We start from the raw sequence: 25029 nt of genomic DNA on the forward strand, positions 1-25029 counted from the left end.
AAATTTTTCATCTAATTACTTGTTAATAACATTGTATCTCTTTAGACCTATTTTTAATGTGATTTAAATCAAATAAAACACTAGATTAATTTTTATTTGTTAGACACATCTCTGATGTCCTTTTTATTTAAGATAAATCTATCAAGTAATATTAACACTGGGGGTAATATTATAAAGGTGCTAATCAAAGCTAATGATATATTTATTACTGTCATTAAGCCAAAATCCTTTAGTATTATAAATTCAGAAGCCATTAGCACTGAAAATCCGCCTATGGTAGTAAGCCCTGATGCTACTATAGCTTTCCCTATCTTGGTAACAGCTATTACTATAGATTCTGTTTTGTCTTTTCCTGATTTTCTCTCTTCTAAATACCTTTCCATTAACATTACTGTCATTTCCGTTCCCATACCAAGAACTAAAGCCCCTAGAGTTGCTGTAATCGGTGTATACTTTAGACCTAATAAATACATTACTCCACTAGACATTCCTACTATTAAAATTACAGGAAATATTGGAATAAATGCTTTAACTGGATTCCTGTATATAAGAAGTAGAGCAAATAATACAAGTCCTATTCCTATAATTGTCATCTTAACCCTACCTGATGTAAGTCCCTCAACCATTTCAACATCTAACACAGATTTCCCTGTTACTTGCACTTCCATAGAGGAATCACTTAAATCTGCTTTTATTTTTGTTACAAAATCTTGTAACTGCTCTGTACTCATATGTTTAATATTAAGTAGCATTACAGATTCTGTATTTTTATCATTTAAAAACATTTTCTTCTGTTGTTCTGGTAATGTTTTAATTAGTTCAATATACTCTACATAGCTTAGATTTTCACCTGTTGAAACGTTATTAACCAAGGTATCTATGGATTTCACATCTACTACAATATCTCCATATTTTCCTTCTATATCTTTTGTTTCAGATTTTATCCAGTCTAAATTTTTTTCACTCAAAATATTGCTGTCTTTTATATATATGGCCATCTGGTCTGTTGAACCTACTGCACTTCTAATAGCATGTATATCCTCCAAAGCTTTCATATCTTGAGGCATAAAAGTTTCAATATCCGTCTCTACGCCTATATTTTTATCACTTATATATCCCATAGAGGCCAAAGCTATTACAATTATTAAAACAACAACTGAATATTTTATAACTGCTTTTGTGGTTATTTTTAAAATTCTATCTAATAGGGTTTCTTTATTAAGTGCTTTCACTTTATTTTCTTTTTGTATGTCCGATTTATCCCTTAAATGTAGTATAGGCAGAAGCAAAAACATACTTCCTATAAAGCTTATTATTACTCCTATTGTTAGCATCTTCCCAAAATCTTGAATCATAGGAACTGGTGAAGCATATAGTGATATAAATCCTAAAACTGTTGCTAAAACTGCAATTGCTATAGCTTTACCTATTTGACTTAGAGTCTTAGCTGTTGATTTTTCTTCCTCATATCTATTTTGAAATTGTATTGAGTAGTCTATCCCTAGGCCTATTAATATTGGGAATACTGCCATTGACACCATAGTAATAGGTATACTCAAAATTCCCATAAATCCTAGAGTCGCAATTACAGATACCAATATAATACCTAAACTTAGCATTCTCCATCTTACTTTAAAAACAATAGCAAGAACTATAAACATTATAAGCACTGCAAGTCCAACCATTATTACCATATTAGCTTTCATTTCACTTCTTAATGATGAATCTAACACTGGTTTTCCTGATACTATATACGAAATATTTTCAAAACCTTCCTTTTCTAATGCTGTACTTACATCTTTAGATATCTGATCTTTATATTCATCCCCCAAATTACCTTGTAGTTTTACAACCATTAACCCATGTTCATTATCTAATATTACATCGGAAAACATTGAGCGAATCTTATTAGTTTCATCATCGTATAATATACTGTCGAGCCCTATTTGGTCTCCTGGTATATCTGCCACCATCATATTGCTTTTGTCATAAAAAGTCCCTAGTCCTTTAGATGCATCTCCAAGTTTTTTTCCCATAGTAATAAATCCTGATGCCATTTCTTTTAACTCATCTGGCGAAATACCCCCTGTTAATCCCTCTTTCATCGATGAGGTTTCCGCCGTTAATTGACTGCTTATACTTGTCAATGCTTTGGAGGTGTTTTTTGTTCCTTCTTGTATATTGGTTGTCTTTTCTCCCATGCTTCTAATTCCTTGGGAGCTTTTATTTATATTTTCTGATATACCATTTAATTTCATTTTTAATTCTTGATTTTCACCGGCTAAATTACTTAGTTCCTTTAATTGACTTGATGCTTCGCTTAGTCCATCTGCCGTAGTAAGTAATCCTCCTTGAAGCTGTTTTGCACCTTCTGTTAAATTGTTTTGTCCTATAATAAGCTTATCAAAAGCCTCTGTTGATTTAGATAGACTATTTAATTTTTCTTCTAATTCCTTTGGATCCTTTACTTTCTTTGAATTAAGTTCATTCCCAACATCTATAATTTTAGAGCTCATATCATTTAATCCATCACTTAATGTAAGTATTTGTTTTTTTATTTCTATACTTTGCCTTTCTGTCATTTGATGAACAATGCTAGCTGGACTCATAAAGGAAAAGATATTTTCTTCGTATTTAAATTTCTGCTCTACATTCCACATTTTTTGTATATTTTCATGAGATAATAAATTTTTCTTTGAAGTATCTGTAAATAGAACAAGAATAGAATCTCCACCAAAGGTTGTTTCCATAGCCTTGTTTGATATAAATACATCGTTATCAGTCTTAACCAAGGTTTCATTCCCTGTTGCCATTCTAACATTTGAGACCCCTGCTATTAATACCCCGAATAATACTATAGAAGCCAATAGTATTTTAATTGGCTTTTTTTCTATTAAACTCCCTATCCATTTAAATAATCTATCCATGTAGACGAATACCCCCTGTTTATTAATTGTTTTTTATAATATAAGTGATGTTATTTTCTTAACATATTTTTTAATGCTTTCCTCATTTGTCTCTGGCATATATAAAAATGACAATATTCCACCCATTAACATCCTTAAAGTAAGCTCTTCATCCTCTTTAGGTATCCCTATTTTAGTTAAAATGCTTTTTAAAACTTTTAGAATTTTTTCTATAAAATTTTCATTTCCGAGTTCAGTTAAAAGGTGCGATTCCATAAGAATCAATTTGATTATTTCACGATTTTCTGATACTAAGCTAATCCTATCATAAAGAATATATTCCAGTTTCCCTAAGGGACTTAATTCCTTTGAATCATTTATTGTTTGTTTTAATGTGCTAAATAAAATAGGTTCAATCCCTTTTAAAAATATTTCTTGTTTAGAAGAAAAATTTCTAAATAATGTTACTTCTGATATTTCTGCTGCTTTTGCTATTTCTAAAGTAGTACTGGCATTAAACCCTTTTTCAACAAATACCGTCATAGCTGCTTCTAATATTTGTTTCATTCTATCCTCTTTATTCATTCTTTTTTTTATTTTTTTAGTTTCCATATTCCCTCCTTATGTAAGTAAGCACTTACATACATATTGTATAATAAGTATGATTTAATGTCAACGTTTTTATAAAATATAAATCACCATAATAACTTAACTAAAATAAACTGCAAGCAAATTATTTCGCTTACAGTTTATCTTAGTTTTTAATAAAGTACTTAAGTTATTTACATATCATACCCTTAACTGCAGATTTACAAGCTACTTTAGGAGATGCTAAATATATCTTCGCTCCCTCAGAACCCATCCGCCCTTCTGTATTTCTAACTGTTGTACTAACTATTATATCATTTTTGCCGAGCACCCCCATATGTGCCCCCGAACATGCACCACAACTAGGATTTACTATAATCCCACCGCTATTTCTTATAATTTCGCTATAACCTAACTTATCCATATTATTAGCAACCTTTCTAGAAGCAGGACAAATAATTAGTGTTACATTTTTATGTACAGTATTTTTATTTAATATCTCCGCAACTTCCCTCATATCGTCAAGTCTTCCATTTGTGCACCCACCTATAAAAACCTGTGAAATTAATATGTTACCAATCTCACTTATAGGTTTTACATTTTCAGGTGATCCTGGCAAAGCTATTAATTCTTCTATTTCAGCTGAATCCAAAGTGAATTTATTGTAATATGCTTTATCTTTCTCTTGCTTAAAATCACTAAAATAAATGGTTTTTACACCAATTTCGCCCATCATGTTACTAATAGTCATTTTTTGACTTTCAGTAAGGTCTTCTAGAGGTTTTCCTGTAAATACAACCCCATTACCTTTCAATTTTTTACTCCCTAACTTCCCTATTATAAATAAAGCAATATCCTTTCCTGTAATTATAACGCGTCCATTTCCATCATTTCTAAAGCATCCAATGAAATTAACATTAACTACATTTGGTACAACTAAATTATATTTACCCTTTGTTAACACTGTGACCATTTCTTTTGGAGTAATTGAAAAAGGCAAAGCTCCTAATGCTGCCGCTGTACAGATGTGCCCATCGACACCTACAACTATTTTATCCTTAATATTTTCTCCATATTTCTCTGCCACGACTTGGTGAAGTATACCTTCTCCCTTAGAGAATATTCTTACATTATTATTATTACAAAAATCTTTTATCTTAAAAAACGTTTCCCTAGCATCCACATTGGGACACGGAAAAAAATGATCTATTGTCACAATTAATTTATTTCCATACTTTAATTTGCTAGTTTGACCTGATTTATTTACTTCTGCTATAATACTTGGCATAGATCCATCATGAGCTAAAGCTAAATCCACTTCGAGTGATATTTCTGTTCCACACTTAATATTATCTAAATTAGCTATTTGAGCTAACAATCTGTATATAGAATTCATTCTTTATCTCCTCTTTGTTAAATTTAAAGGGGTGAAAATTTCACCCCTTTATAAACTAACTTTAAATAATTCCTGCAGCCCATAGTGCCCACGTAGTTGCAAAGGATACGATTCCCCCTACAAACGTGGCCCCACCGAATGAAATAAGCGCACCCTTTAAGCTCATCTTGGATAATGATGTAACTACCCAAAAATAACTACTGTTTACATATTTAATAATTACAGAACCAGATGCACCAGCTAACATTGCAGCTTCAGGTGACAACCCTAATTGCCCAATCATCGGAGCTACTAAAGATGCTGCTGTGATACAACCTACTGTTGTTGATCCGGTTATCATATTCCCTATAACACCGATAATAAATGGTAGTAGTATTGGTGACATACCTGTTGTAGCAACCCAAGTAGTTATTGCGTCTACGGCTGGAGTACCCTTTAAAATCGCACTTAATGATCCCCCTAAACCAGTTACAACTAGAATCATTGCGGAAGTTCTTAAACCATCTTCTACCCATTTATTCTTAGCATCTATCTTCTGATCCTTATCTGTGATATTCGAGTACGATAAAAGCACTCCTATAGCTATAGCAACTACTGGCCAACCTAGAAAAGCGAAAATTGGTTGTAGAAAGTTATCTTTTGGTAATGCCAATGAAATAATACTCTGTGTTGCAATCAAAGCTACTGGAACCAAAATAGGTGCATAAGATCTTAATGCCGATGGTGGTTTAATTCTTGATTGCACTTTAACATTAGTTCCTGTTTCTAATGTTGCTGAAACTTCATCATCTAAAAAAGAATTACCCATAAATTCAGTAGATGGAGGTGATACTATTCTTGGCCCAACTACATATTGACCCCATATCCAAGCAGCAATAGACCCAGTAAAACACACAACACTACCCCATAAAATTAATTTACCAATGTCTGCATGAAGTAATGCTGCTGCTGCTAAAGGTCCTGGAGTTGGTGGCACTATTGCATGAGTTAATTGTAGTGAACCAACCAAACCTGTAGCCATTGTACTCATAGAAACATCCATTACTGCAGCTGCTGAGTGTACTAATGGATTTAAAATAACATAGGCTATATCGGAGAAAACTGCAATACCTAAAACAAAACCTGACAAAGTTAATGCTAATGGCATTCTTTTTTTACCTACAAATTTAACCATAGATTTAGTTATGGTTTCTATTGCTCCAGTATGTTTTAGTGCTTCTGCCATTATAGATCCTAGCACTATTACAACACCAATACTTTGCAATGTTTTTCCAAACCCTGTTTCAAAGGCTTCTATAAATTTAGCCATATCCACTCCTGGAATGAGTGCAAAGCATATTACTGGTAATAACATAGCAAAAAAAACGTGCCATTTAAATTTTGCAATAAAAAGCATTAGAAAAATGATTATTGCTAAAAACCCAAAGAGTGTCAACGCAACATTATTAAGAATCATTATTAATCCCCCTCTAAATAGTATTTATTTTAATTTTAAATCTAATTGTTTAAGTATGTTTCAGCCACCGCTTTTGCAGCTGTTCCAAGCTCCACATTATATCCTAATTCAAATAATGTCATTTCTATAGCCCCCATAACTGCATATATATCCAATTCATGAATTGAGCCAAGATGTCCTATTCTGAAAATTTTCCCTTGTAGCGTTTGAAGCCCACCACCTATGACTACGCTGTATTTTTTATGTAATATGCTAGCTAGCTCTTTATATTTTATTCCATCTGGCATATTAATAGCGGTTACTGTATCTGAGGCGTATTGTTCCTCTGAAAACAAAGTTAGCCCCATTTCTTTTACTGATTTACGAACAGCCTTTGCCACTTTGGTATGTCTTTCCCATACATTTTCAATACCTTCTTCTTCAATGACAGTCAATGCCTCTTTTAATCCGAATAACAATGTTGTTGCGGGAGTATAAGGGAATTGATTTTCTTTCATTTTATCTTTAACAGCTTTATAGTCAAAATACCATTTAGGCATTTTTGATTTTTCTATAAGCTCCCAAGCTCTCTCACTTACCGCTACAATACTCATTCCTGGTGGCAACATAAGCCCCTTCTGTGAAGCAGTAATGGCAACATCTACGCCCCATTCATCCATTTTAAATGGTAAACAAGCAAATGAACTAACCACATCAACAATTAACACCGCAGGATGTCCACTTTGTTTCATCATCTTTCCAACACTTTCTATATCATTTGCAATTCCAGTGGTTGTCTCATTTTGAGGTAAAAAGACTGCCTTTATCATTTGAGTAGTATCATTTTTAAGGATCTCTTCAATTTCTTTAGCCCGTACAGCCTTCCCCCACTCCTTTTGAATTTTGATAACGTTTACGTCATAGATATTTGCAATAATTGCCACTCTTTCACTAAATACGCCTTGACATACTGTAACTATCTTATCTCCTGGTGAAAGAAGATTCACCACAGCAGATTCTAAAGCTCCGCTACCTGAGCTTGGGAAGATCAAAATATCATTATTTGTTTGAAGTAATTTCTTTAATCCTTTTACACAATCTGCTACTATTTGCTCGAACTCTGCCCCTCTGTGATTAATTAATGGTTTTGAAAGACTTCTTAGTATACGGTCAGGTATATTAGTAGGACCTGGAATTTGTAGAAACTGTCTTCTTTCCATATTTTTCTCTCCTTTATAAGTTATCTAAAATTTCTTCAACCACTTGAACAACTTGTTGAAGATGCTGTTTTTCGATACCATAGTGAGTAACCATCCTAAATGATGTTTTAGAGATTTGTTTTGCCTTAATTCCTCTTTTCATAAGTTTTTCTAAGAAATCATCAATTGTAATAGGAATTCCCTCCACAGACCCAGTAATTATATTCGTGTCTATTCTTTTTGCATCTACTTTTAGTCCTGAAATTTTTGCCAAAGCCTCCCCTAATATTTTGGCGTATCTATGATCAATCTCCAATTGTGGCATCATAGTTTTTAGAGCTATAATACCAGGGGCAGCTAAAAAGCCTGCTTGTCGATATCCTCCACCTATTCTTTGTTTCATCCATCTTGCTTTTTTTATGATGTCCTTATTACCAGCAAGGATTGCTCCAAATGGTGAACTTAGACCTTTTGTTAAAGCAAACATTACTGTATCTGCATTTTTTACAAGTTCCTTAACTGGAACCTTAGAAACTACTGCTGCATTGAAAATCCTAGCACCATCTAAGTGAACGAGTATATTATTTTTCTTAGCTAGCTCGCAAACATTATTTATATTATCTAACGGAACAATAAAACCTGCATTAAGGTTATTTGTGTTTTCTATGCAAATTAGGGAGGTTTTCGCTCTTTGAATTCCTTGTTCTTGTATTAACCCTTCTATTTTATTAATATCATATATACCATTTGGCACTTCTATAGGCCTTGTTTGAACTTGTGATAGCGCTGCAAGCGCACCCACTTCTAAATTATAGATATGAGATGTATCACCTACAATAACTTCTTCTCCGCGGTTAGTTAATGTCATAACAGCAATTTGATTTCCCATAGTTCCAGACGTAACAAAAAGTGCATCTTGTTTCCCTAAAATATCTGCTGATATTTCTTCAAGCTTTCTTACGGTTGGATCTTCTCCCATGATGTCATCCCCAACCACAGCTTTATACATCGCCTCTCTCATTTGTTCCGAGGGTTGCGTTACAGTATCAGAACGTAGATCAATAAATTCAGTCATTGCGTCTCCTTCCCTTTCTATTTTTAATCTTCTTACAGTCAAATATTATCATAATATTTTCGGATAATTATTTTTTTCACAATATTATATAAAGCAAAAGCCGTGCCAACGTGCGGCACGGCTCTTTTCAACAGATTCGTTTCTTATGTTGCAATTGTTGAAACATATATGTTTACACGTGAAACGTTTTTGTTTCATTTTGAAACATTCAAATTATACTTTTTCATTTTTCTCCATAACGTTGTCCTAGATATCCCTAATTCTTTTGCCGAAACATTTATAATACCTCTATTCTGTTCTAACACTAATTTAATAGTTACTCGTTCTTCGTAATTAAAATTATTAACCGTTAAATCATTATTAGTCATATCTCTTACTTTCATATCAATATCATTTTCCTTGTTGTCTATAGTAAAAAATCTGTTGCTAATGTCCTCTAATTGAATATATACCTTTTTTGAAACAACCATTAACCTCTCAATAAAGTTTCTAAGTTCCCTAACATTTCCTGGCCAATCATATGTACTCACATATTCCATAGCTTTAAAGCTTAATGTAATTTTAGGCTTATCCAATTTACAACTGTAATAATCTATAAAATGACTTATAAAATATGATATATCTTCCTTCTTTTTTCTTAGTGGAAGTAATTCTATTTTTAATATATTGACTCTGTAATATAAATCTTCTCTAAAACTCTTTTCTCTAACTAGATTGAAAAGAGTCTTGTTAGTAGCTGCAATAACCTTTACATCAATTGGTATAACTTTGTTATCTCCAATTCTCATAACTTGCTTTTCTTGTAATACCCTCAATAATCTTCCTTGTAATAAAGGATTCATTTCCGCTATTTCATCTAAAAAGATTGTACCTGTATTAGCTAGCTCAAACAATCCTCGTTTACCTCTTCTATCTGCTCCAGTAAACGCACCTGGTGCATAACCAAATAGTTCAGATTCCAATAAATTCTCTGGAATTGCCGCACAGTTAACTGCTACAAAAGGTCCATTTGCCCTATCACTATAGTTGTGAATACTCTGAGCCATTACTTCTTTGCCGGTTCCAGTTTCTCCCTCTATTAAAATTGTTGAATTAACTTTTGCATATTCCTTAGCAACCCTTATAATTTCTTCTTGCTTTCTGCTACATCCGATAAAGTCATTAAATGTATATTTTGCATAATGACCTGATAATGTGATTTCTCTTCTTATCTTTTCCTCCATTTGTTGAATCTTATTTACATCTTGTATTATAGCCAAAGCATCAACAACTTCATCATTAACCCTTATGGGTATTTTTGAAACCATTACCTTTTTGTCATTTATATTTTTTATAACTTCAGTTTCTTCAATACCACTATAAAGTGTATCATAAAGCTGAATCTCTGGTACTACATCACTTATATGTTTTCCGATAACTTCTTTTCTTCTAATATTTAGCAATTTTTCAGCAGTATGATTAAAAATTCTTATATATCCTTCTTTATCAATTGAAATAATACCATCATTTGAGTTTTCTACTATAGTTCTAAATCTTTCACCTTTTTTATTTTCTTCACGAGTCGCTATTCCTACTCTTCTTGCTTCTTGTATAGCACTAATAATAGCTTCTTTTCCTGTCTTTATGACAATAGGTAGCACACCATACTTCAATCCGTAGCGTACAATAATTCCTCCCCCTATGGCCACTTTAATATTATTTTGAGAAACTGCCAACATTTTTTCTTCTACTTCCCTTTCGTTTGCTACTTGATATATTGGTAGTTTTAATTTGGCTATCTTTACAAAACTCTCACTCGCTGGAAACATATTATCAAAGGCTATTATTGCAACACTTTTATCTATCTCTTCAGCTTCTTTAAAAGCATTAAATATATCTATAGATGTGACTGGAATAGGTACAGTAGGTATCTTTAATCCACCACTTTTTAATAGAAGCTGAGTACCACCCCTAGCAATGATAACATCATATCCTTCTCCTTCATATTCTTTCGCTAAAGCAAGACCTCTCGCCATAGAACCTTCTATAATATGTATATCATCTTGAAATCCCTTAGATGCTAATTTAGCTATTTTTACTAAATCTTTTGGTATTATTATTGCTATCTTTAGCATGAGTTACCCCCTTACATTTCTGCAACTAGATTACATATTCTAGCCTAATAACATATATCCTTTATTTATAGCAATAAGTTTTATTATTAAGGTGCAAATATTTATTGGAGTAATTACCAATCCATTTTGTGATTTTGGGGGTTTATATTTGGAGAAGTAACTTTCCACGGGAGCTTCTCCTTTCCATTTCACTAAAAAATAAAGGATAAAGGAACGTAGCTCTTCATCCTCTTCTGGCATTCCTATTTTAGTTAAAATGCTTTTTAGAACTTTTAGAATTATTTCTATAAAATTTTCATTTCCGAGTTCAGTTAAAAGGTGCGATTCCATAAGAATTAATTTGATTATTTCACGATTTTCTGATATTAAGCTAATCCTATCATAAAGAATATATTCCAGTTTCCCTAAGGGACTTAATTCCTTTGAATCATTTATTGTTTGTTTTAATGTGCTAAATAAAATAGGTTCAATCCCTTTTAAAAATATTTCTTGTTTAGAATAAAAATTTCTAAATAATGTTACTTCTTATATTTCTGCTGCTTTTGCTATTTCTAAAGTAGTACTGGCATTAAACCCTTTTTCAACAAATGCCGTCATAGCTGCTTCTAATATTTGTTTCATTCTATCCTCTTTATTTATTCTTTTTTTTGATTTTTTAGTTTCCATATTCCCTCCTTATGTATGTAGGTAAGCACTAACATACATAAGGTATAATAAGTAAGATTTAATGTCAACGTTTTTATAAAAATATAAATCACCATAATAACTTAACATCTAAGCTACTATAGTGATTTATATTTTTTATCCTAACATTAGTTTTACACCAAGTGAAAGTAATGCCAATAAATCTGCATCAGCAGCTAAATGATTATTTTAACTCCTCCGTTCTATCTGTAGGACTTGGTGGTTCAATAGAGAGCAAAGAAATTTCATTTCTCCATTCATCTGTCATATTTATATCTGTAGCAGCCAGCGATACCTCAAGTTGTTTAACATTTCTTGCTCCAATAATAGGTGCTGTGACAGATTGATTAGCCATAACCCATGCTATTGCAAGGCTCGCTGGAATAATTCCTCTTTCTTTTGAATAAGTTACTAATCTTTCAGCGACCTTCGAGTAATTATCTTCACTATAACGCTTCTTATACATCTCACTCTCAATTAAACGTCCACTATCTACCTTATTTGCATTCATATATTTCCCTGTGAGAAGACCCGCCCCTAATGGACTATAAGTAATCATCCCTAATTCCTCTTCATCAGCCATTGGTAAAATTTCAACTTCTGCTTGACGTTTTACAAGGCTATACATAGGCTGAATACAAGCAAAACTTGATAATCCTTGTTTAGCAGATATTCCTAGGGCTTTTTCAATCTGCCAAGCTGACCAATTGCTTACCCCTAGATAAAGAATTTTCCCTTCATGCACTAGGTCGTCCAACACTCTTAAAGTATCTTCAATAGGTGTAGCATTATCAAAATGATGAGCAAAATAAATATCAACTCGATCTGTTCCAAGCCGCATTAAACTTTCTTCTATAGCTAGTTTTATATGTCTTCTCGATAATCCTTTTGAATTAATATCACTACCCATCTGACCAAACCCCTTAGTTGTAATGACTAGTTCGTTTCGACATTCTTTAATACATTGGCCTAAGATCTCTTCTGACCTGCCATTGTTGTACACATCCGCACAATCAAAGAAATTAATTCCCGCTTCTCTACAGTGATTAAACATTGCCTTAGAGGTTTCTACATCAGCCGCTCCACCAAATGACATAGTCCCAAAACAAAGATTTGAAACTTTAATGCCCGTCTTCCCTAAAAATTTATATTTTATCATAATTACTATCCTCCCTTGTATAATCTAGTTGTAAGTTTGATAAGAAACCAGTTTAACATGCAACTGCATTATTTCATTTGCGGATTTTAAACTTTTTACATTAAGTTCATCTCTAAGTTTTAATCCTTTAGAATGTAGTGAAATCATAAGCTTTAAATATACTTGAAAGTTAAAAAGGGAAATAAATCTAATAAAAAAACAGTTACCATTAATTGAATTTATGGTAACTGTTTTTTCTAATGGGACTTTTGCACAAATCACCAGCACTACCATTATAGTAAATGATAATGAAGTGGAATTTAATTTTTGGCATCAACAACCGTACAGTTAGCTACGATACTTCATATATCTTGTCTTCGGAGCTGTAGCATATCCCATTTTATATTATTTTAATTGTTCTAACGTTTTACAGATAAAATCTCCAACTTGCGAAGTAGACGCTTGTCCACCTAAATCCTTTGTCAATCTTTCCTTGTTTTTTAATATTTCTTTAATCCCATCCATAACCCTATTGCTTAATTCTGTTTCTTCGAGGAATTCCAGCATCATTTGAACTGTCCAAATCATAGCTAAAGGATTTGCTAATCCTTTTCCTGCTATATCTGGTGCAGAGCCATGAACTGGTTCAAACATTGATGGATAATCTTTCTCAGGATTTATATTGGCTCCTGCTGCAAATCCAAGTCCTCCCTGCAGTACTGACCCCAAATCTGTTAAAATGTCCCCAAAAAGATTGGAAGCAACTACAACATCGAAAATCTTTGGTTTTTGAATCATAAACATAGATACAGCATCTACATGATATGATTCTGTACTTATTTCAGGATACTCCGCTGAAATTTCTTTAAAAATCTTATCCCAGAACACCATACTATAATTTAATGCATTAGACTTCGTTACGCTGGTGACCTTACTATCCTTATTTCTTTTTTTGGCCAATTCAAAAGCATATTTCATAACCTTTTCTGTGTTTTTTCTTGTAAATACACCAGTTTGAATTGCTACTTCGTCTTCTTGGCCTTCATTAAATATTCCACCAATCCCCGCATATTCACCTTCTTTATTCTCACGGACAAATATCATATCTACATCTTCGCAGCCTTTATTTTTTATAGGGCATTCTATATTAGGTAGTAGTTTTATTGGTCTTAAATTAATATATTGATTAAATCCCTGTCTGATTTTTAGTAGTAAGCCCCAAAGTGAAACATGATCTGGTACACCCGGGTATCCAACAGCTCCGAGAAGTATGGCATCATACTTCTTAAGTTTTTCTAGTCCATCATCATCCATCATTTTTCCATGTTTTAAATAATATTCACAACCCCAGTCAAAATGGTCATATTTAAACACTACATTTCCATATAAACTAGAAACTTTATTTAAAACTTTAAGCCCCTCATCCATTACTTCATTACCAATTCCATCACCTGGTATAACCGCAATCTTATATTCTCTCATTTCCAAATCCCACCTTTCATAAAAATTTATGGCTTATGTAGCTAACATAAATTATTAGTTTTTATGCATAGAAAACTGTAAATTACAATTTTCTTGCAAATAATTGAACATTCACATAAATTTGTTATTTTATTACATTGTAACACTATTGGGTATAAGTAGAATTATATCTGGGAAAAGTGCTAAAATTATTAGAAGTATTATTAACGCAACTAAATGAGGGATAATTGCTTTAGTTAGTTTCTCAATACTAATATCTGCTATATTACAAGCTATAAACAAGCATAAACCAACTGGTGGAGTAATTTGTCCAATAGCTAATGCAAAAACCATAATTACACCAAAGAATATTGGATCAATGCCTATTTGCATAATTATAGGATAAAAGATTGGTGTTAAAAGAACCATAGCTACAGCATTATCTAAAAAAGTTCCTGCAACTAATACACAAATAATTATTAAAAATAAAACAATTGTAGGCTCTTTTGAAATATTCAACATTGCTTCAGCAAGCTTCTGAGGGATTTGTTCACTTGATAAAATATAACTAAAGATGTGAGCTGTAGCAACTAAATACATTATTACTGCAGTACCCTTAGCAGAATCTAATACTATCTTGGGGATATTTTTGAAATTCAATTGTTTATAAGCAAATAATCCAACTAAAAGTCCATATACAACTGCAACTACCGCTGCCTCGGTTGGAGTAAATATACCTCCATAAATTCCACCAAGAATTATCAAAGGCATTATTAATGCCAAAATACTTTTTTTGAATGCTTCAAGAATAGCTTTCACTGAAACTGGACTATCACCATGATATCCATTTTTTTTAGAAATATAATATTCTACTCCCATTAAAGCAACGCACATAAGTAAGCCTGGAATAATTCCACCTAAAAACAGCTTTCCTATAGACACTCCTGCCGTTACTCCATATAACACCATAGTAATACTAGGAGGTATAAGCAGTCCTATAGTTCCTGAGGCTGCTACTGTAGCTGCCGCAAAATCCTTAGAGTAACCTTTTTCCTGCATAGGTTTTACCATAACAGCTCCTATAGCAGCAGTAGTTGCTGGTGCTGATCCTGATATTGCACCAAAAAAGGTACTAGCTACAGTAGCTACTAATGCTAGTCCTCCTGTAACCCTGCCTAAAAAAGCATCTGCAAGATCTACTAATCTTTTAGAAACTCCACCTTCTGACATTATATTACCGGCTAGTATGAAAAATGGAATTGCCATTAACGTAAATGAGCTAACACCACCAAAAATTTTCTGTACAACAACCATAACTGGCATTTGCCCTTGCACTAGAACTGCAACCATTGATGATAATCCTAAAGCTATTGATATTGGCACACCTATAAGAAGAAATACCACAAAAGTTATAAATAAAGTAATAGCCATATTAGTTACCTCCTTCAATTTGTTCAGGTTTAGACCAAACATTTATTGTTATTTCCAGTAAATTAGTTGTCATAAGGATGCTACCAATTGGTATAGCAAAGTATACTACTCCTATACGCAAAAATGGCATTGATGCTGAAATTTGATCTAATACAAATATCTGGTTTGCTATTATAGTTCCATAATATGAAAGGATAATTAAAAATATAATACTTAATGAATTTGAAAAAGTAATAATGCATTTACGTAATATGATATTTTTTATATTATTTACAAAAAACATAACTTTAATATGTGCTCCATTTCTAATTCCAACACTTGCTCCCAAAAAAGTAAGCCATATAAATAAATATGTTGAAAGTTCTTCAGACCATGATAATGATGATTTCAATACATATCTAAAAATAACCTGTAAGAATATAAAAACAGTCATTAAAATAAAAATTATAATTAGCAATTTTTGAACCACTTTATTAGATTTATCATTAAATTTCTCTAGAAATTTTATCATACTCTTATCTCCTTTTAATTTTTAATGTAATATAAATGCTAAGCAATACATTAATAGTAAAGTACTGCTTAGCTTCTATATTATTTAGCTGTATCTTGAATTTCTTTAATAAGATCTTTACCAAATTCAGGTTCATATTTTTCATATATTGGCAACGTAGCTTTCTTGAATGCCTCTATATCTGCATTATTTATTAACATTCCTTCGGCTTCTATTTGCTTTATTTCATCTTTTGCAAGATTACCCATTTTTTCAAATATCCATTTTGATACTTCATCACCAGCATCTGTTAGTATTTTTTGCTGATCTGGAGTTAATTTATTATAAACAGCCTTACTCATAAGTAAAGGTTCAGCAACATGGATATGATGTGTTATTGAAAGATATTTCTGCACTTCATAAAATTTTTGAGTTACAATATGAGTAGTTGGATTTTCTTGACCATCAACAGCTCCTAACTGTAATGCGGAATATAATTCTCCAAAAGACATTGGTGTTGCACTAGCACCTAACATATTAAATGTATCAAGAAAAACTGCTCCACTAGGTGTCCTAATCTTTAGGCCTTTTAAGTCAGCTGGTACTACAATTGGTCTTTTACTATTTGTTATATCTCTAAAACCATTCTCCCACCAACCAATAGCTATTAAATTTTTCGCCTCTAATTTAGTTTCTATCTTATCACCGACTGTTCCATTTAGTACATTTTGTACGTGTTCACTGTCTTCAAATAAAAATGGTAAATTTAATATACCAATTTCAGGTACAAAGGTAGACAATAATGTATCTGATGTTAAAACCATATCAACAGTTCCTAATTGTGCACCCTCCACTAGTTCATTTTGTTTTCCTAATTGATCTGATGGGAAAACCTTTACTTCTATCTGACCATTTGTTTTCTCTGAAACAATTTCAGCAAATTTTAATGATGCTTCTTGATATGGGTGGTCAGGATTTCCTGTATGTCCAAGTTTTAATACTATCTTTTTGCCATCGTTTACAGCTGGTGCAGATGTCGAAGTTGTTTTTCCACAACCAAATAAAACTGAAGTTGTCATTACTACAGATAATAAAATTCCAAAAATACGTGCTTTTTTCATAATAATCCCCCTTAAATTTAGTAACTAGGTTTACAAACTGAATATCTCTTTTTTAGGTGCTTATTAATTATATAAGCAATATACGTGCCAATGGAATTGCGTTGTTTTATTTACTTCTTATTTCAAGATTCGTTTCAATGTGTGTATTTTATATAAATATGAAACAGATTAATCTTTAGATATAAGACGCCATAAAGTTGTCCTACTTACTCCTAATCTTTTGGCTATCTCTTCCTTCTGATTAGGAAATATTTGTTCCAAGGTGCATATTAATTTTTTAGGTATTTTATCTGAACTTAATATTTGACCAGTTTCCATACCATTTTGTTTTAATATATCATTAAAAAATCTGTCCTTTTGTATAGACCTAACTATTATTTTTCTTATTACCTCTTCATTAAAACGTACTGCCTCTTTAAAAAACAGTGCAAATCTTTCAACTACATTCTGTAATTCACGTACGTTTCCTGGCCATGAATATAGTTTTAAAATTTCTAGGGACTCTATTGGAATTTCAGCTTTATATTGGCTAATATTAAAATGTTTTTCTAGAAAAAATAAAAAAAGTCTTATTACATCATCATCACGATTCCGTAGAGGTGGAATATTTATCTGTAAAACATTTAACCGATATAATAAATCACTCCTAAAGTCACCTGGGTTTTTACCTTCTAAATCTCTTCCTGTGGCAGCAATTATTCGCACATCTATAGGTATTATTCTATCCCCTCCAACTCTCATTATCTCTTGTTCCTGTAAAACTCGAAGCAATCGACTCTGAAGTGAAATGGGTAATTCACCTATTTCATCTAATAGCATAGTACCACCATGAGCTATTTCAAAAAGTCCGGTTTTTCCACCTTTTTTACTTCCAGTAAATGCGCCTTCATCATATCCAAAAAGTTCACTTTCAAGTAAATTTTCTGGTAAAGCAGCACAGTTTATAGCTACAAATGGTTCATTCTGCCTAAGGCTATAATTATGAATGCTTTGTGCAAATATTTCTTTACCAACTCCAGTTTCTCCATATATCAATACGTTAGATGATGCTTTAGAATAAATTTTAGCTTTTTTTATTTCTTCTATTAATGTTTTTGATGTTCCTATGATATTTGTAAATTTAGATTTTGATGTAAATCCCCTTTTCATATTTAACAATCTGATTTTTTGTTCAGTCTGCTGTATCTCAGATACAGCATGTACTATTGCTACCGCACCTATTATTTCACCATCGATTTCAATAGGGACTCTATTTGTAACGATTTCATTATGATTAACCTGCTGAATAACTCCTAATTCAGGTTCAGCCGTTTTAAGAACCTTGTTCAGATGACATTGAGGCATAACTTTGGAAATATGATGACCCATAGCTTTGATTTGATTAACTCCAAATATTTTTTCTGCTGCTGGATTAAATGTAATTATATTACCATTTTTATCTGTTGCAATTATTCCACTGGGCGTAAATTCAAGAATTGCTTCAATAAACTTTGATTTTTCTCTTTCTATTCTTAAAGCTATAATAAATTCTTTAGCATATTTTATAGAATTTATTATCCCTTCCTCACCAGGGTATATTAAAACACTTGGAATCCCAAGTTCTCTTGAAATTTCATTTGATAAGCTAGCACCTATTACTACACTACCTGTACTTAATTTTTGTAGCTTTATTTTAAGCTCTTCTGGCGTTTCAAAATAAATATAGCTAAAATTAACTTTAAATCCTTCTCCAATGTTTTGTAATGCATTAATCAATTGATTATTCTCAGTTTTATTTTCACTTTCAAATTTTACAATAACAACATTATTGCCATATTTGCTTGCAAGCATCATAGCTTCAATATAATCTAATATTGTTAATTTAATGGTAACTACAGGTACATCTACTGCATTTTTTATAATCTCGGCGTTAGCTCCACCCCCAACAAATATTTCTACTCCATCTTTAATTGCTTTCCTTGCTTTGTCAGTTAACTCTTCCATTAACCCTTCTATTAGTATGCATTCCACCGTGGGGTCTTCTATTTTAATTATTGCATTGAGTACAAGAAAATTAAGTTTTTTGTAAGTGAGGCATCCAATTTTTATTTTATTCATAATATTCACCTTCCTCAAATTAATATGTAAATATAAATTTAATTGTAACATATTTATTGGAATTTTAAATTTATTATATCATGAAAAAAGTTCATATAACCAAAATAAATAATGTGATTAAGGAACCATTTACCCTTTGTTTCTTACACCATATTTTTGATTTTATAAAACAAGAAAAGCCACACGATGAAATTTTAATTCAACATATGGCTTTTCTTGTTTTATAAGTGTAGTCAGGTGTATTCAATTTTAAAACCATCACTAAAAGTTAATGTAGCACTGTTTACTGATGATTCACAGTAAACTCATCCTCTAAAAAAATCAGACTGAGCAAGAACCGATATGAACAATACGCCCTGTCAAATTAGGTTTGATTTTTTCTTCAATCAGTTTTGCCGTTTTTACTAACTGTTCTAAATTAATTCCAGTATCTATTCCCATACTTATAAGCATATTGACCATATCTTCAGAAGATGTATTTCCTGCTGCCCCTGGTGCAAATGGACAACCACCAATTCCACCTACTGCAGTTTCAAATGTAGTTACACCACACTCTAATGCTACTAAAACATTTGCAAGTCCCATTCCCCTAGTATCATGCAAATGCAAACTATATTCAAGTCGAGGATATGTTTGATTTAATTCACTTAGTACATTTTTCATTTGAACAGGATTGGCAATTCCAATAGTATCACATAGACATATATCATCTATATTTAATGCTAAACATTTATCTATCATTTTTTTAATCTGTTCTACTGTAACATCACCTTCAAAAGGACACCCAAAAGCCGTAGCTATATCCACTTTTATTTTCATATCAGGCAATTCTTTCTTTAAAGTAACAAGCTCTTCAAACGATTGTTCAATAGTTCTTTTAACATTAGCCATATTGTGTGATTCACTGGCAGAAATAACATAAGCAATCTCTTTTATTCCTGCATTCCAAGCTGCTTTTGCACCAAACAAATTTGGTATTAACGCAATAAATTCAATATCCTTATATTTTTTAATTACAGTTTCTGCAATTACCTTTGCATCTTTCATCTGTTCTATTGCTTTAGGACTTACAAATGATGTGAATTCTATTTTCTTAATATTTGACTTCACAAGTTCATCTATAACTTCTAACTTTAATTCTGTAGAAATCCAATGTTCTATACTTTGAAAACCATCTCTTGGACCGACTTCAACAATATTAATTTTTTTTGGACAACTCATTTTTTCACCCCTAAATGATTTTTTTCTCTTTTAATTCTTTTAATTTGTTATCATCAAAATTAAAAATTTCTTTATATACTTTTTCATTATCTTGTCCTAATAACGGAGATGGCATTTTAATTTCTACCTTGGTTTCACTAAATTTAAGTTGTGAACCTGTTATCTTAACTTTGCCTGCTATAGGATGTTCAACTTCAACAAACATTTCTCTAGCACCAGCTATATGAGGATCTTTTACAATTCTATCTATAGTATTAATTGGTGAGGCTGGAATTCCTACCGCTAACAGATCTTCAACATTCTGATCAATTGTTCCTTTTTTGCTCCATTGTTCAACAATTGTCTTTATTTCCTCATGTTTATTTACACGTTTAATATTTTTATCGTATTTTTCATTATCGGCCAGTTGTGGATTGCCCATAACTGTACACAAACTTCCCCATAATTTATCATTAGCACATCCTATAACCATGCTACCATCTTTACATTTAAAAGAGTCATATGGATAAGTTGATTCATATCTATTACCTATTTTTTGTGGAATTCTGCCTTCGACTAAGTAAATCTGGTTAATTATTTCTAAACTTGATACAACTGAATCTACTAATGCTACATCTACCTTTTGTCCTATTCCTGTATCTTTCTTATAATTTAGAGCTGCCAAAATACCTATAGTTATTGAAAGCCCAGCCAATACATCGCCCATTGCTGTACCTGTTCTTGTTGGTTCACCATCTGGCCACCCTGTTGTACTCATTAATCCGCCCATAGCTTGAGCAATAATATCATATCCAGCTCTATTTTTATATGGACCATAATGTCCAAACCCTGAAACACACCCATATACAATTCCTGGATTTATTTTTTTAAGATCTTCATAGCCAAGACCAAGCTTTTCCATAGTCCCAGGCCTATAATTTTCTATTACAATATCTGCATTTTTGACCATGTCTATAAACATTTTCTTACCTTCAGGATCTTTTAAATTAAGAGTAATTCCTTTCTTATTTCTGTTTAAATTCATATAATAAGCACTTTGTCCTTCTACGAAAGGTCCAAATTCTCTGCTATCATCACCTACAATAGGCCTTTCTATTTTAATTATTTCTGCCCCCATATCACCTAACATCATAGTACAATAAGGCCCAGCTAAAACTCTTGTTAAATCTAGAACTTTAATATTATTTAAAGCACCTTTATTACTCATCAAACCATCTCCCATATTATAAATTATTAATTAGTTAACTTATTATTATTCTAATTTGAGGTATTCAGTTATAATCTATTTATATAAAATGCACCTATATTCTAGTTTAGCAATAATCATGCCAAAGTTCGTGTTATGTTATCTTAACAATCTTACCTAACAAAGTGTTTCAAATATAAAAAGTAATCTAAAAATGAAACGTAAAAAACTCAAAATCAAAAGATATATCTATAAAACTACATTCTTTAATTTACTAACTTCAACTTATTTATTACTAGATAGAATTTTAATTACTCTTAGTAAAATAAACTGCTGGGAATTAAGACACTTTTCCTATAATTATAGTTTGGTCTTTCTCCGTGCATATACTTTGAAGCTCCTTTGCTTTTTTCTGTGGCACTGTTCTTTGTAATTCATCAGGCATTTTGTTTTATATTACAATGATTGCTCAGAATAGAAGATATGCGCGCAAAAAAATACTCATTAAGCTAAAATTATAGCTTAATGAGTATTTTTGCTACTTCCAAATCTGTAACCGCCTCAAAAAATATCCATTTATTATTTGAACTTATATAATTCAAATCCTAGTCCAAATTACTAGTCTTTAATATATTTATTAATTGTGGCTGCGCCTTCTTCGTTTGCATGGTAGTAAACTTTTAAGACACCTGCTTTATCCATTTCAAACCTTGTTTCTTCAAGAAGTCCATTAGCTTCAGCTGTCATTAAAGCAGAAATTACATCATTCCTGTTAAGTGCTTTGAAATCACCATATTCGCCTTTTAAAACTTCAATAACTTCCTCTGCACACGCTTCTTTAACTTTTGTAAAATGTTTTAAAATCGCATAATTAAGCGCTTTCATACTTACTTACCCCCTTTTTTTTGAACAAATCCATTGGATTCATAGCAATTACCAATATACCAAATACCATTAATAGAGCAGCAATCCAAACGATAGGAGGTAATGCCCAACCTTCCATACCTGCGAATACTCCAAGTATGATCCAGCAACAAAACGGTCCCCAAAATGAGAATGTACCATTACATGCCATACCTAGAGCTGCGCCACACATACTATTACCTCTATACCAGGCCATATATGAAACGAATGCACAAAGGCCACTTATAACAAACCAAATCATCGCAGGACCACTTGTAAATGCCTGAATAGTAAGGCTAGTTGAAATCTTCATACCACCTGCCATAATACCGAAAATCGGAACTAAAATAATTAAGTTTGAAAGACCTGATATTGTCTGACGAATAGCAATACCAATCTCAGCGTCAATCATAGATGTACCGTAACCAGCTACACAACCTTCAAATCCCCAACCAATTGCTGCGATAAAAGCAATACAAATGCCTAGGAACATACCTTCTGGTGCATCTCCACTAATGCTTGTACTACCAATCATCAAACTAGCAACAACACAAATAAGTATACCTAACACCATACGCTTGGTTAATTTTTGTTTATATAACATTCTAGCTAAAATAGCTCCAACAGCTGGACAAAGAGCCGTAATAGGAATAACGATTGAACCAGCCATCTGAAGACCAACAATATATGCTATGCTAGAAATAGGTCCTCCTACAAGAGCTGCTAAAATCATCATACGACCTGGAGTAGTCTTAATACATCTAAAGAAATCTCCAAGCTTACCTCTAAACCCTGCATAAAATAATGCCCATACAGCACTACAAGTATCATTTACCGCACTACCAATTGCACCTAGTAAAAATGTTATAGCAAAAACAGATAAACCAGCTGTGTTTACACCATACCAGTCACCCCAAACTCCCTTAGACATACCTAATGTCAAAAAAGCTGAATAGAATCCATACATAAGACCTGATAATAAGGCAATGGAGACGCCCTTTTTAAAAAATTGTGATGATAACTTGTTTTTGGCAGCAACTGCAGCTGCACTAACTGTTCCTATCTCTTTACTCATAAACAAAACCCCCTTTTTAATCAAAAACGTTTTCATTAACAATATGATGCCGCTTAGAAAAGCATTTTACTTTATGTTAATGATAACCTAACAAGCCATTTTTTCATGGCATAAAGTGCAATTTTTTAATGCATTATATCCAACAGTTTTTTAAGGTTTTTGTACTATCGTTACTTTATTGCACTATTTCTTTCCCCTTTTCCCGACATAAAAAATAGCCCCATTAAATGGACACAACTCTTTTTTAGTTGTGTCCATTTAATGGGGTGTAGTTTAAATATCAAAACACATTTCCTCTAGCAACATCTATGGCTACCTAATTCTTAACCATATCGGCAATGGAATAATCTGATGAAACAGTGATCGCCTTAATATTCTTCTGAAAGCGTTCGTATCTGACATTGCAGTAATCCAGAAAATCGTCACCGCTGTAATGTCTAATCATGGCCCATACCATCCAAAGCAAATCCTGCGCCATCATATAACATTTTATTTTTAATATTTCTTCAGCTGTCAGTGATTGGTCATAGTAGTCTAAAAGAAAATATTCAATTGCCTCTTCGCTTAGTCTGGATTCAATAATATATGCAGCCACATCCCAGCTTGGGTCGTTCATCCCAGCATATTCCCAGTCTACAAGGTAAGTTTTTCCAGTGTCATCGGCCACAAAGTTTTCGGGCACTGTATCATTATGACATGGAACAAAAATCATATTTTTAATATTTTTTTGCATAAAGTCAAGCAATTGTTTTTTTAACAAAGTATAATCAAAGAAAAAACCGCCCTTAAGCTCTAGAATAATATTTTCGTATTTAGTAAGTTCCATTTTCCAATCGAAGTAATTAGGGAACTTTTGCAGACTAGAATGGGTTTTTTTCAGCAAATCAGAAACAGCTCTCAAATTTGTGATAGCGTTTGGATCTGTTTGAGCAATGTTTTTGCTGTTTTTAATGCATATAGAAATTTTAATCCCGCTAACCTCATCAAAATAAATACACTCACAATTCATACCCGATTCTGAGGTTATGCGATTATTCTCCTTTTCAATTTTCCGGTCGATCATTAAATTGGTCATGCCGCCTGGTTGGCGAACAACATACTCAATTCCCTTGATATTCATAAAGTAATTGTAATTGGTAAGTCCTCCTGCGAAACGTGATTTGTCGAATATAATGCTATCGTCATTAAAAACGAGACGCAATTTTTTTTGTACTAATTCTTCCATTTTCATTAATAATTCCACCACACATATTTTAATCTATTATTTCCTTTGTTTTTACAATTCACTTTAATCTGAATTTTCTTCACATTCCCTACTAGCAGTCTAATTTTTAGTATCGTCAGTCTATCATACTAATTCCTAATAGTAAAGGGTATTTTCACGAAATAAATGTTGAATATATTATTATTATAACACATTTTTATCTTTATAAAGATAAAAAGAAAAAACCATACTTTTAAAGTAGCCATTGTTCAATAAAAACACATATTGTACAATATGTGTTTTTA

At 32.2% G+C, this 25029-nt stretch carries 20 protein-coding genes; all 20 read right to left on the reverse strand.

Annotated features, from left to right (window positions below; genetic code table 11):
- Nucleotides 1–92: 92 nt before the first annotated feature.
- Nucleotides 93–2927, reverse strand: coding sequence for a hydrophobe/amphiphile efflux-3 (HAE3) family transporter (locus tag JJD95_RS09820; RefSeq protein ID WP_291642836.1), 2835 nt, complete (start codon nt 2925–2927; stop codon nt 93–95).
- A 33-nt stretch (nt 2928–2960) separates the two neighbouring features.
- Nucleotides 2961–3518 carry a TetR/AcrR family transcriptional regulator gene (locus JJD95_RS09825; RefSeq protein ID WP_291642837.1) on the reverse strand — a complete coding sequence of 186 codons (558 nt, stop codon included), beginning with the start codon at nt 3516–3518 and terminating at the stop codon, nt 2961–2963.
- A gap of 166 nt (nt 3519–3684) precedes the next feature.
- On the reverse strand, nt 3685–4890 hold the full coding sequence (locus JJD95_RS09830) for an aconitase family protein (RefSeq protein WP_291642838.1): 1206 nt from the start codon (nt 4888–4890) through the stop codon (nt 3685–3687).
- A 61-nt stretch (nt 4891–4951) separates the two neighbouring features.
- A complete protein-coding gene (locus JJD95_RS09835; RefSeq protein WP_291642839.1) occupies nt 4952–6346 on the reverse strand; it encodes a GntP family permease in 1395 nt (464 codons plus the stop codon).
- 41 nt (nt 6347–6387) lie between these two features.
- A complete protein-coding gene (locus JJD95_RS09840; RefSeq protein WP_291642840.1) occupies nt 6388–7545 on the reverse strand; it encodes an alanine--glyoxylate aminotransferase family protein in 1158 nt (385 codons plus the stop codon).
- 13 nt (nt 7546–7558) lie between these two features.
- Nucleotides 7559–8599 carry a low specificity L-threonine aldolase gene (locus tag JJD95_RS09845; RefSeq protein WP_291642841.1) on the reverse strand — a complete coding sequence of 347 codons (1041 nt, stop codon included), beginning with the start codon at nt 8597–8599 and terminating at the stop codon, nt 7559–7561.
- Between the two features lie 194 nt (nt 8600–8793).
- The gene (locus JJD95_RS09850; RefSeq protein ID WP_291642842.1) at nt 8794–10713 is read right to left on the reverse strand and encodes a sigma 54-interacting transcriptional regulator; all 1920 of its coding nucleotides are present in this window, start codon (nt 10711–10713) and stop codon (nt 8794–8796) included.
- A 39-nt stretch (nt 10714–10752) separates the two neighbouring features.
- Complete coding sequence (locus tag JJD95_RS09855; protein ID WP_291642843.1) at nt 10753–11043, reverse strand: hypothetical protein; 291 nt, start codon at nt 11041–11043, stop codon at nt 10753–10755.
- 195 nt (nt 11044–11238) lie between these two features.
- Entirely contained in the window at nt 11239–11379 is a 141-nt protein-coding gene (locus tag JJD95_RS09860; protein WP_291642844.1) for a TetR family transcriptional regulator, read from the reverse strand.
- Between the two features lie 202 nt (nt 11380–11581).
- On the reverse strand, nt 11582–12556 hold the full coding sequence (locus JJD95_RS09865; protein ID WP_291642845.1) for an aldo/keto reductase: 975 nt from the start codon (nt 12554–12556) through the stop codon (nt 11582–11584).
- 384 nt (nt 12557–12940) lie between these two features.
- Nucleotides 12941–14017 carry a tartrate dehydrogenase gene (locus JJD95_RS09870; RefSeq protein WP_291642846.1) on the reverse strand — a complete coding sequence of 359 codons (1077 nt, stop codon included), beginning with the start codon at nt 14015–14017 and terminating at the stop codon, nt 12941–12943.
- Between the two features lie 132 nt (nt 14018–14149).
- Nucleotides 14150–15427, reverse strand: coding sequence for a TRAP transporter large permease (locus JJD95_RS09875; protein WP_291642847.1), 1278 nt, complete (start codon nt 15425–15427; stop codon nt 14150–14152).
- Between the two features lies 1 nt (nt 15428).
- Complete coding sequence (locus JJD95_RS09880; protein WP_291642848.1) at nt 15429–15938, reverse strand: TRAP transporter small permease; 510 nt, start codon at nt 15936–15938, stop codon at nt 15429–15431.
- An 80-nt stretch (nt 15939–16018) separates the two neighbouring features.
- Nucleotides 16019–17038 carry a TRAP transporter substrate-binding protein gene (locus JJD95_RS09885; RefSeq protein ID WP_291642849.1) on the reverse strand — a complete coding sequence of 340 codons (1020 nt, stop codon included), beginning with the start codon at nt 17036–17038 and terminating at the stop codon, nt 16019–16021.
- Between the two features lie 168 nt (nt 17039–17206).
- A complete protein-coding gene (locus JJD95_RS09890; protein WP_291642850.1) occupies nt 17207–19135 on the reverse strand; it encodes a sigma 54-interacting transcriptional regulator in 1929 nt (642 codons plus the stop codon).
- 321 nt (nt 19136–19456) lie between these two features.
- On the reverse strand, nt 19457–20356 hold the full coding sequence (locus tag JJD95_RS09895; RefSeq protein ID WP_291642851.1) for a hydroxymethylglutaryl-CoA lyase: 900 nt from the start codon (nt 20354–20356) through the stop codon (nt 19457–19459).
- A 10-nt stretch (nt 20357–20366) separates the two neighbouring features.
- Nucleotides 20367–21563 carry a CoA transferase gene (locus tag JJD95_RS09900; protein ID WP_291642852.1) on the reverse strand — a complete coding sequence of 399 codons (1197 nt, stop codon included), beginning with the start codon at nt 21561–21563 and terminating at the stop codon, nt 20367–20369.
- A 597-nt stretch (nt 21564–22160) separates the two neighbouring features.
- Nucleotides 22161–22427 carry a hypothetical protein gene (locus JJD95_RS09905; RefSeq protein WP_291642853.1) on the reverse strand — a complete coding sequence of 89 codons (267 nt, stop codon included), beginning with the start codon at nt 22425–22427 and terminating at the stop codon, nt 22161–22163.
- On the reverse strand, nt 22414–23520 hold the full coding sequence (locus tag JJD95_RS09910; protein WP_291642854.1) for a hypothetical protein: 1107 nt from the start codon (nt 23518–23520) through the stop codon (nt 22414–22416). The genes JJD95_RS09905 and JJD95_RS09910 overlap by 14 nt, the downstream gene beginning before the upstream one ends.
- A gap of 316 nt (nt 23521–23836) precedes the next feature.
- Entirely contained in the window at nt 23837–24751 is a 915-nt protein-coding gene (locus JJD95_RS09915) for a choline kinase family protein (RefSeq protein ID WP_291642855.1), read from the reverse strand.
- Between the last annotated feature and the right edge of the window lie 278 nt (nt 24752–25029).

Origin of the sequence: Clostridium sp., from assembly GCF_016650035.1 — a bacterium.
Lineage (GTDB): Bacteria > Bacillota > Clostridia > Clostridiales > Clostridiaceae > Clostridium_AD.

What these genes read in the sequence shown, in the direction of transcription:
- JJD95_RS09820 (WP_291642836.1), bottom strand. Translation starts at nt 2,927, where the DNA reads ATGGATAGATTATTTAAATGGATAGGGAGTTTAATAGAAAAAAAGCCA.
- JJD95_RS09825 (WP_291642837.1), bottom strand. Translation starts at nt 3,518, where the DNA reads ATGGAAACTAAAAAAATAAAAAAAAGAATGAATAAAGAGGATAGAATG.
- JJD95_RS09830 (WP_291642838.1), bottom strand. Translation starts at nt 4,890, where the DNA reads ATGAATTCTATATACAGATTGTTAGCTCAAATAGCTAATTTAGATAAT.
- JJD95_RS09835 (WP_291642839.1), bottom strand. Translation starts at nt 6,346, where the DNA reads ATGATTCTTAATAATGTTGCGTTGACACTCTTTGGGTTTTTAGCAATA.
- JJD95_RS09840 (WP_291642840.1), bottom strand. Translation starts at nt 7,545, where the DNA reads ATGGAAAGAAGACAGTTTCTACAAATTCCAGGTCCTACTAATATACCT.
- JJD95_RS09845 (WP_291642841.1), bottom strand. Translation starts at nt 8,599, where the DNA reads ATGACTGAATTTATTGATCTACGTTCTGATACTGTAACGCAACCCTCG.
- JJD95_RS09850 (WP_291642842.1), bottom strand. Translation starts at nt 10,713, where the DNA reads ATGCTAAAGATAGCAATAATAATACCAAAAGATTTAGTAAAAATAGCT.
- JJD95_RS09855 (WP_291642843.1), bottom strand. Translation starts at nt 11,043, where the DNA reads ATGGAATCGCACCTTTTAACTGAACTCGGAAATGAAAATTTTATAGAA.
- JJD95_RS09860 (WP_291642844.1), bottom strand. Translation starts at nt 11,379, where the DNA reads ATGGAAACTAAAAAATCAAAAAAAAGAATAAATAAAGAGGATAGAATG.
- JJD95_RS09865 (WP_291642845.1), bottom strand. Translation starts at nt 12,556, where the DNA reads ATGATAAAATATAAATTTTTAGGGAAGACGGGCATTAAAGTTTCAAAT.
- JJD95_RS09870 (WP_291642846.1), bottom strand. Translation starts at nt 14,017, where the DNA reads ATGAGAGAATATAAGATTGCGGTTATACCAGGTGATGGAATTGGTAAT.
- JJD95_RS09875 (WP_291642847.1), bottom strand. Translation starts at nt 15,427, where the DNA reads ATGGCTATTACTTTATTTATAACTTTTGTGGTATTTCTTCTTATAGGT.
- JJD95_RS09880 (WP_291642848.1), bottom strand. Translation starts at nt 15,938, where the DNA reads ATGATAAAATTTCTAGAGAAATTTAATGATAAATCTAATAAAGTGGTT.
- JJD95_RS09885 (WP_291642849.1), bottom strand. Translation starts at nt 17,038, where the DNA reads ATGAAAAAAGCACGTATTTTTGGAATTTTATTATCTGTAGTAATGACA.
- JJD95_RS09890 (WP_291642850.1), bottom strand. Translation starts at nt 19,135, where the DNA reads ATGAATAAAATAAAAATTGGATGCCTCACTTACAAAAAACTTAATTTT.
- JJD95_RS09895 (WP_291642851.1), bottom strand. Translation starts at nt 20,356, where the DNA reads ATGAGTTGTCCAAAAAAAATTAATATTGTTGAAGTCGGTCCAAGAGAT.
- JJD95_RS09900 (WP_291642852.1), bottom strand. Translation starts at nt 21,563, where the DNA reads ATGAGTAATAAAGGTGCTTTAAATAATATTAAAGTTCTAGATTTAACA.
- JJD95_RS09905 (WP_291642853.1), bottom strand. Translation starts at nt 22,427, where the DNA reads ATGAAAGCGCTTAATTATGCGATTTTAAAACATTTTACAAAAGTTAAA.
- JJD95_RS09910 (WP_291642854.1), bottom strand. Translation starts at nt 23,520, where the DNA reads ATGAGTAAAGAGATAGGAACAGTTAGTGCAGCTGCAGTTGCTGCCAAA.
- JJD95_RS09915 (WP_291642855.1), bottom strand. Translation starts at nt 24,751, where the DNA reads ATGAAAATGGAAGAATTAGTACAAAAAAAATTGCGTCTCGTTTTTAAT.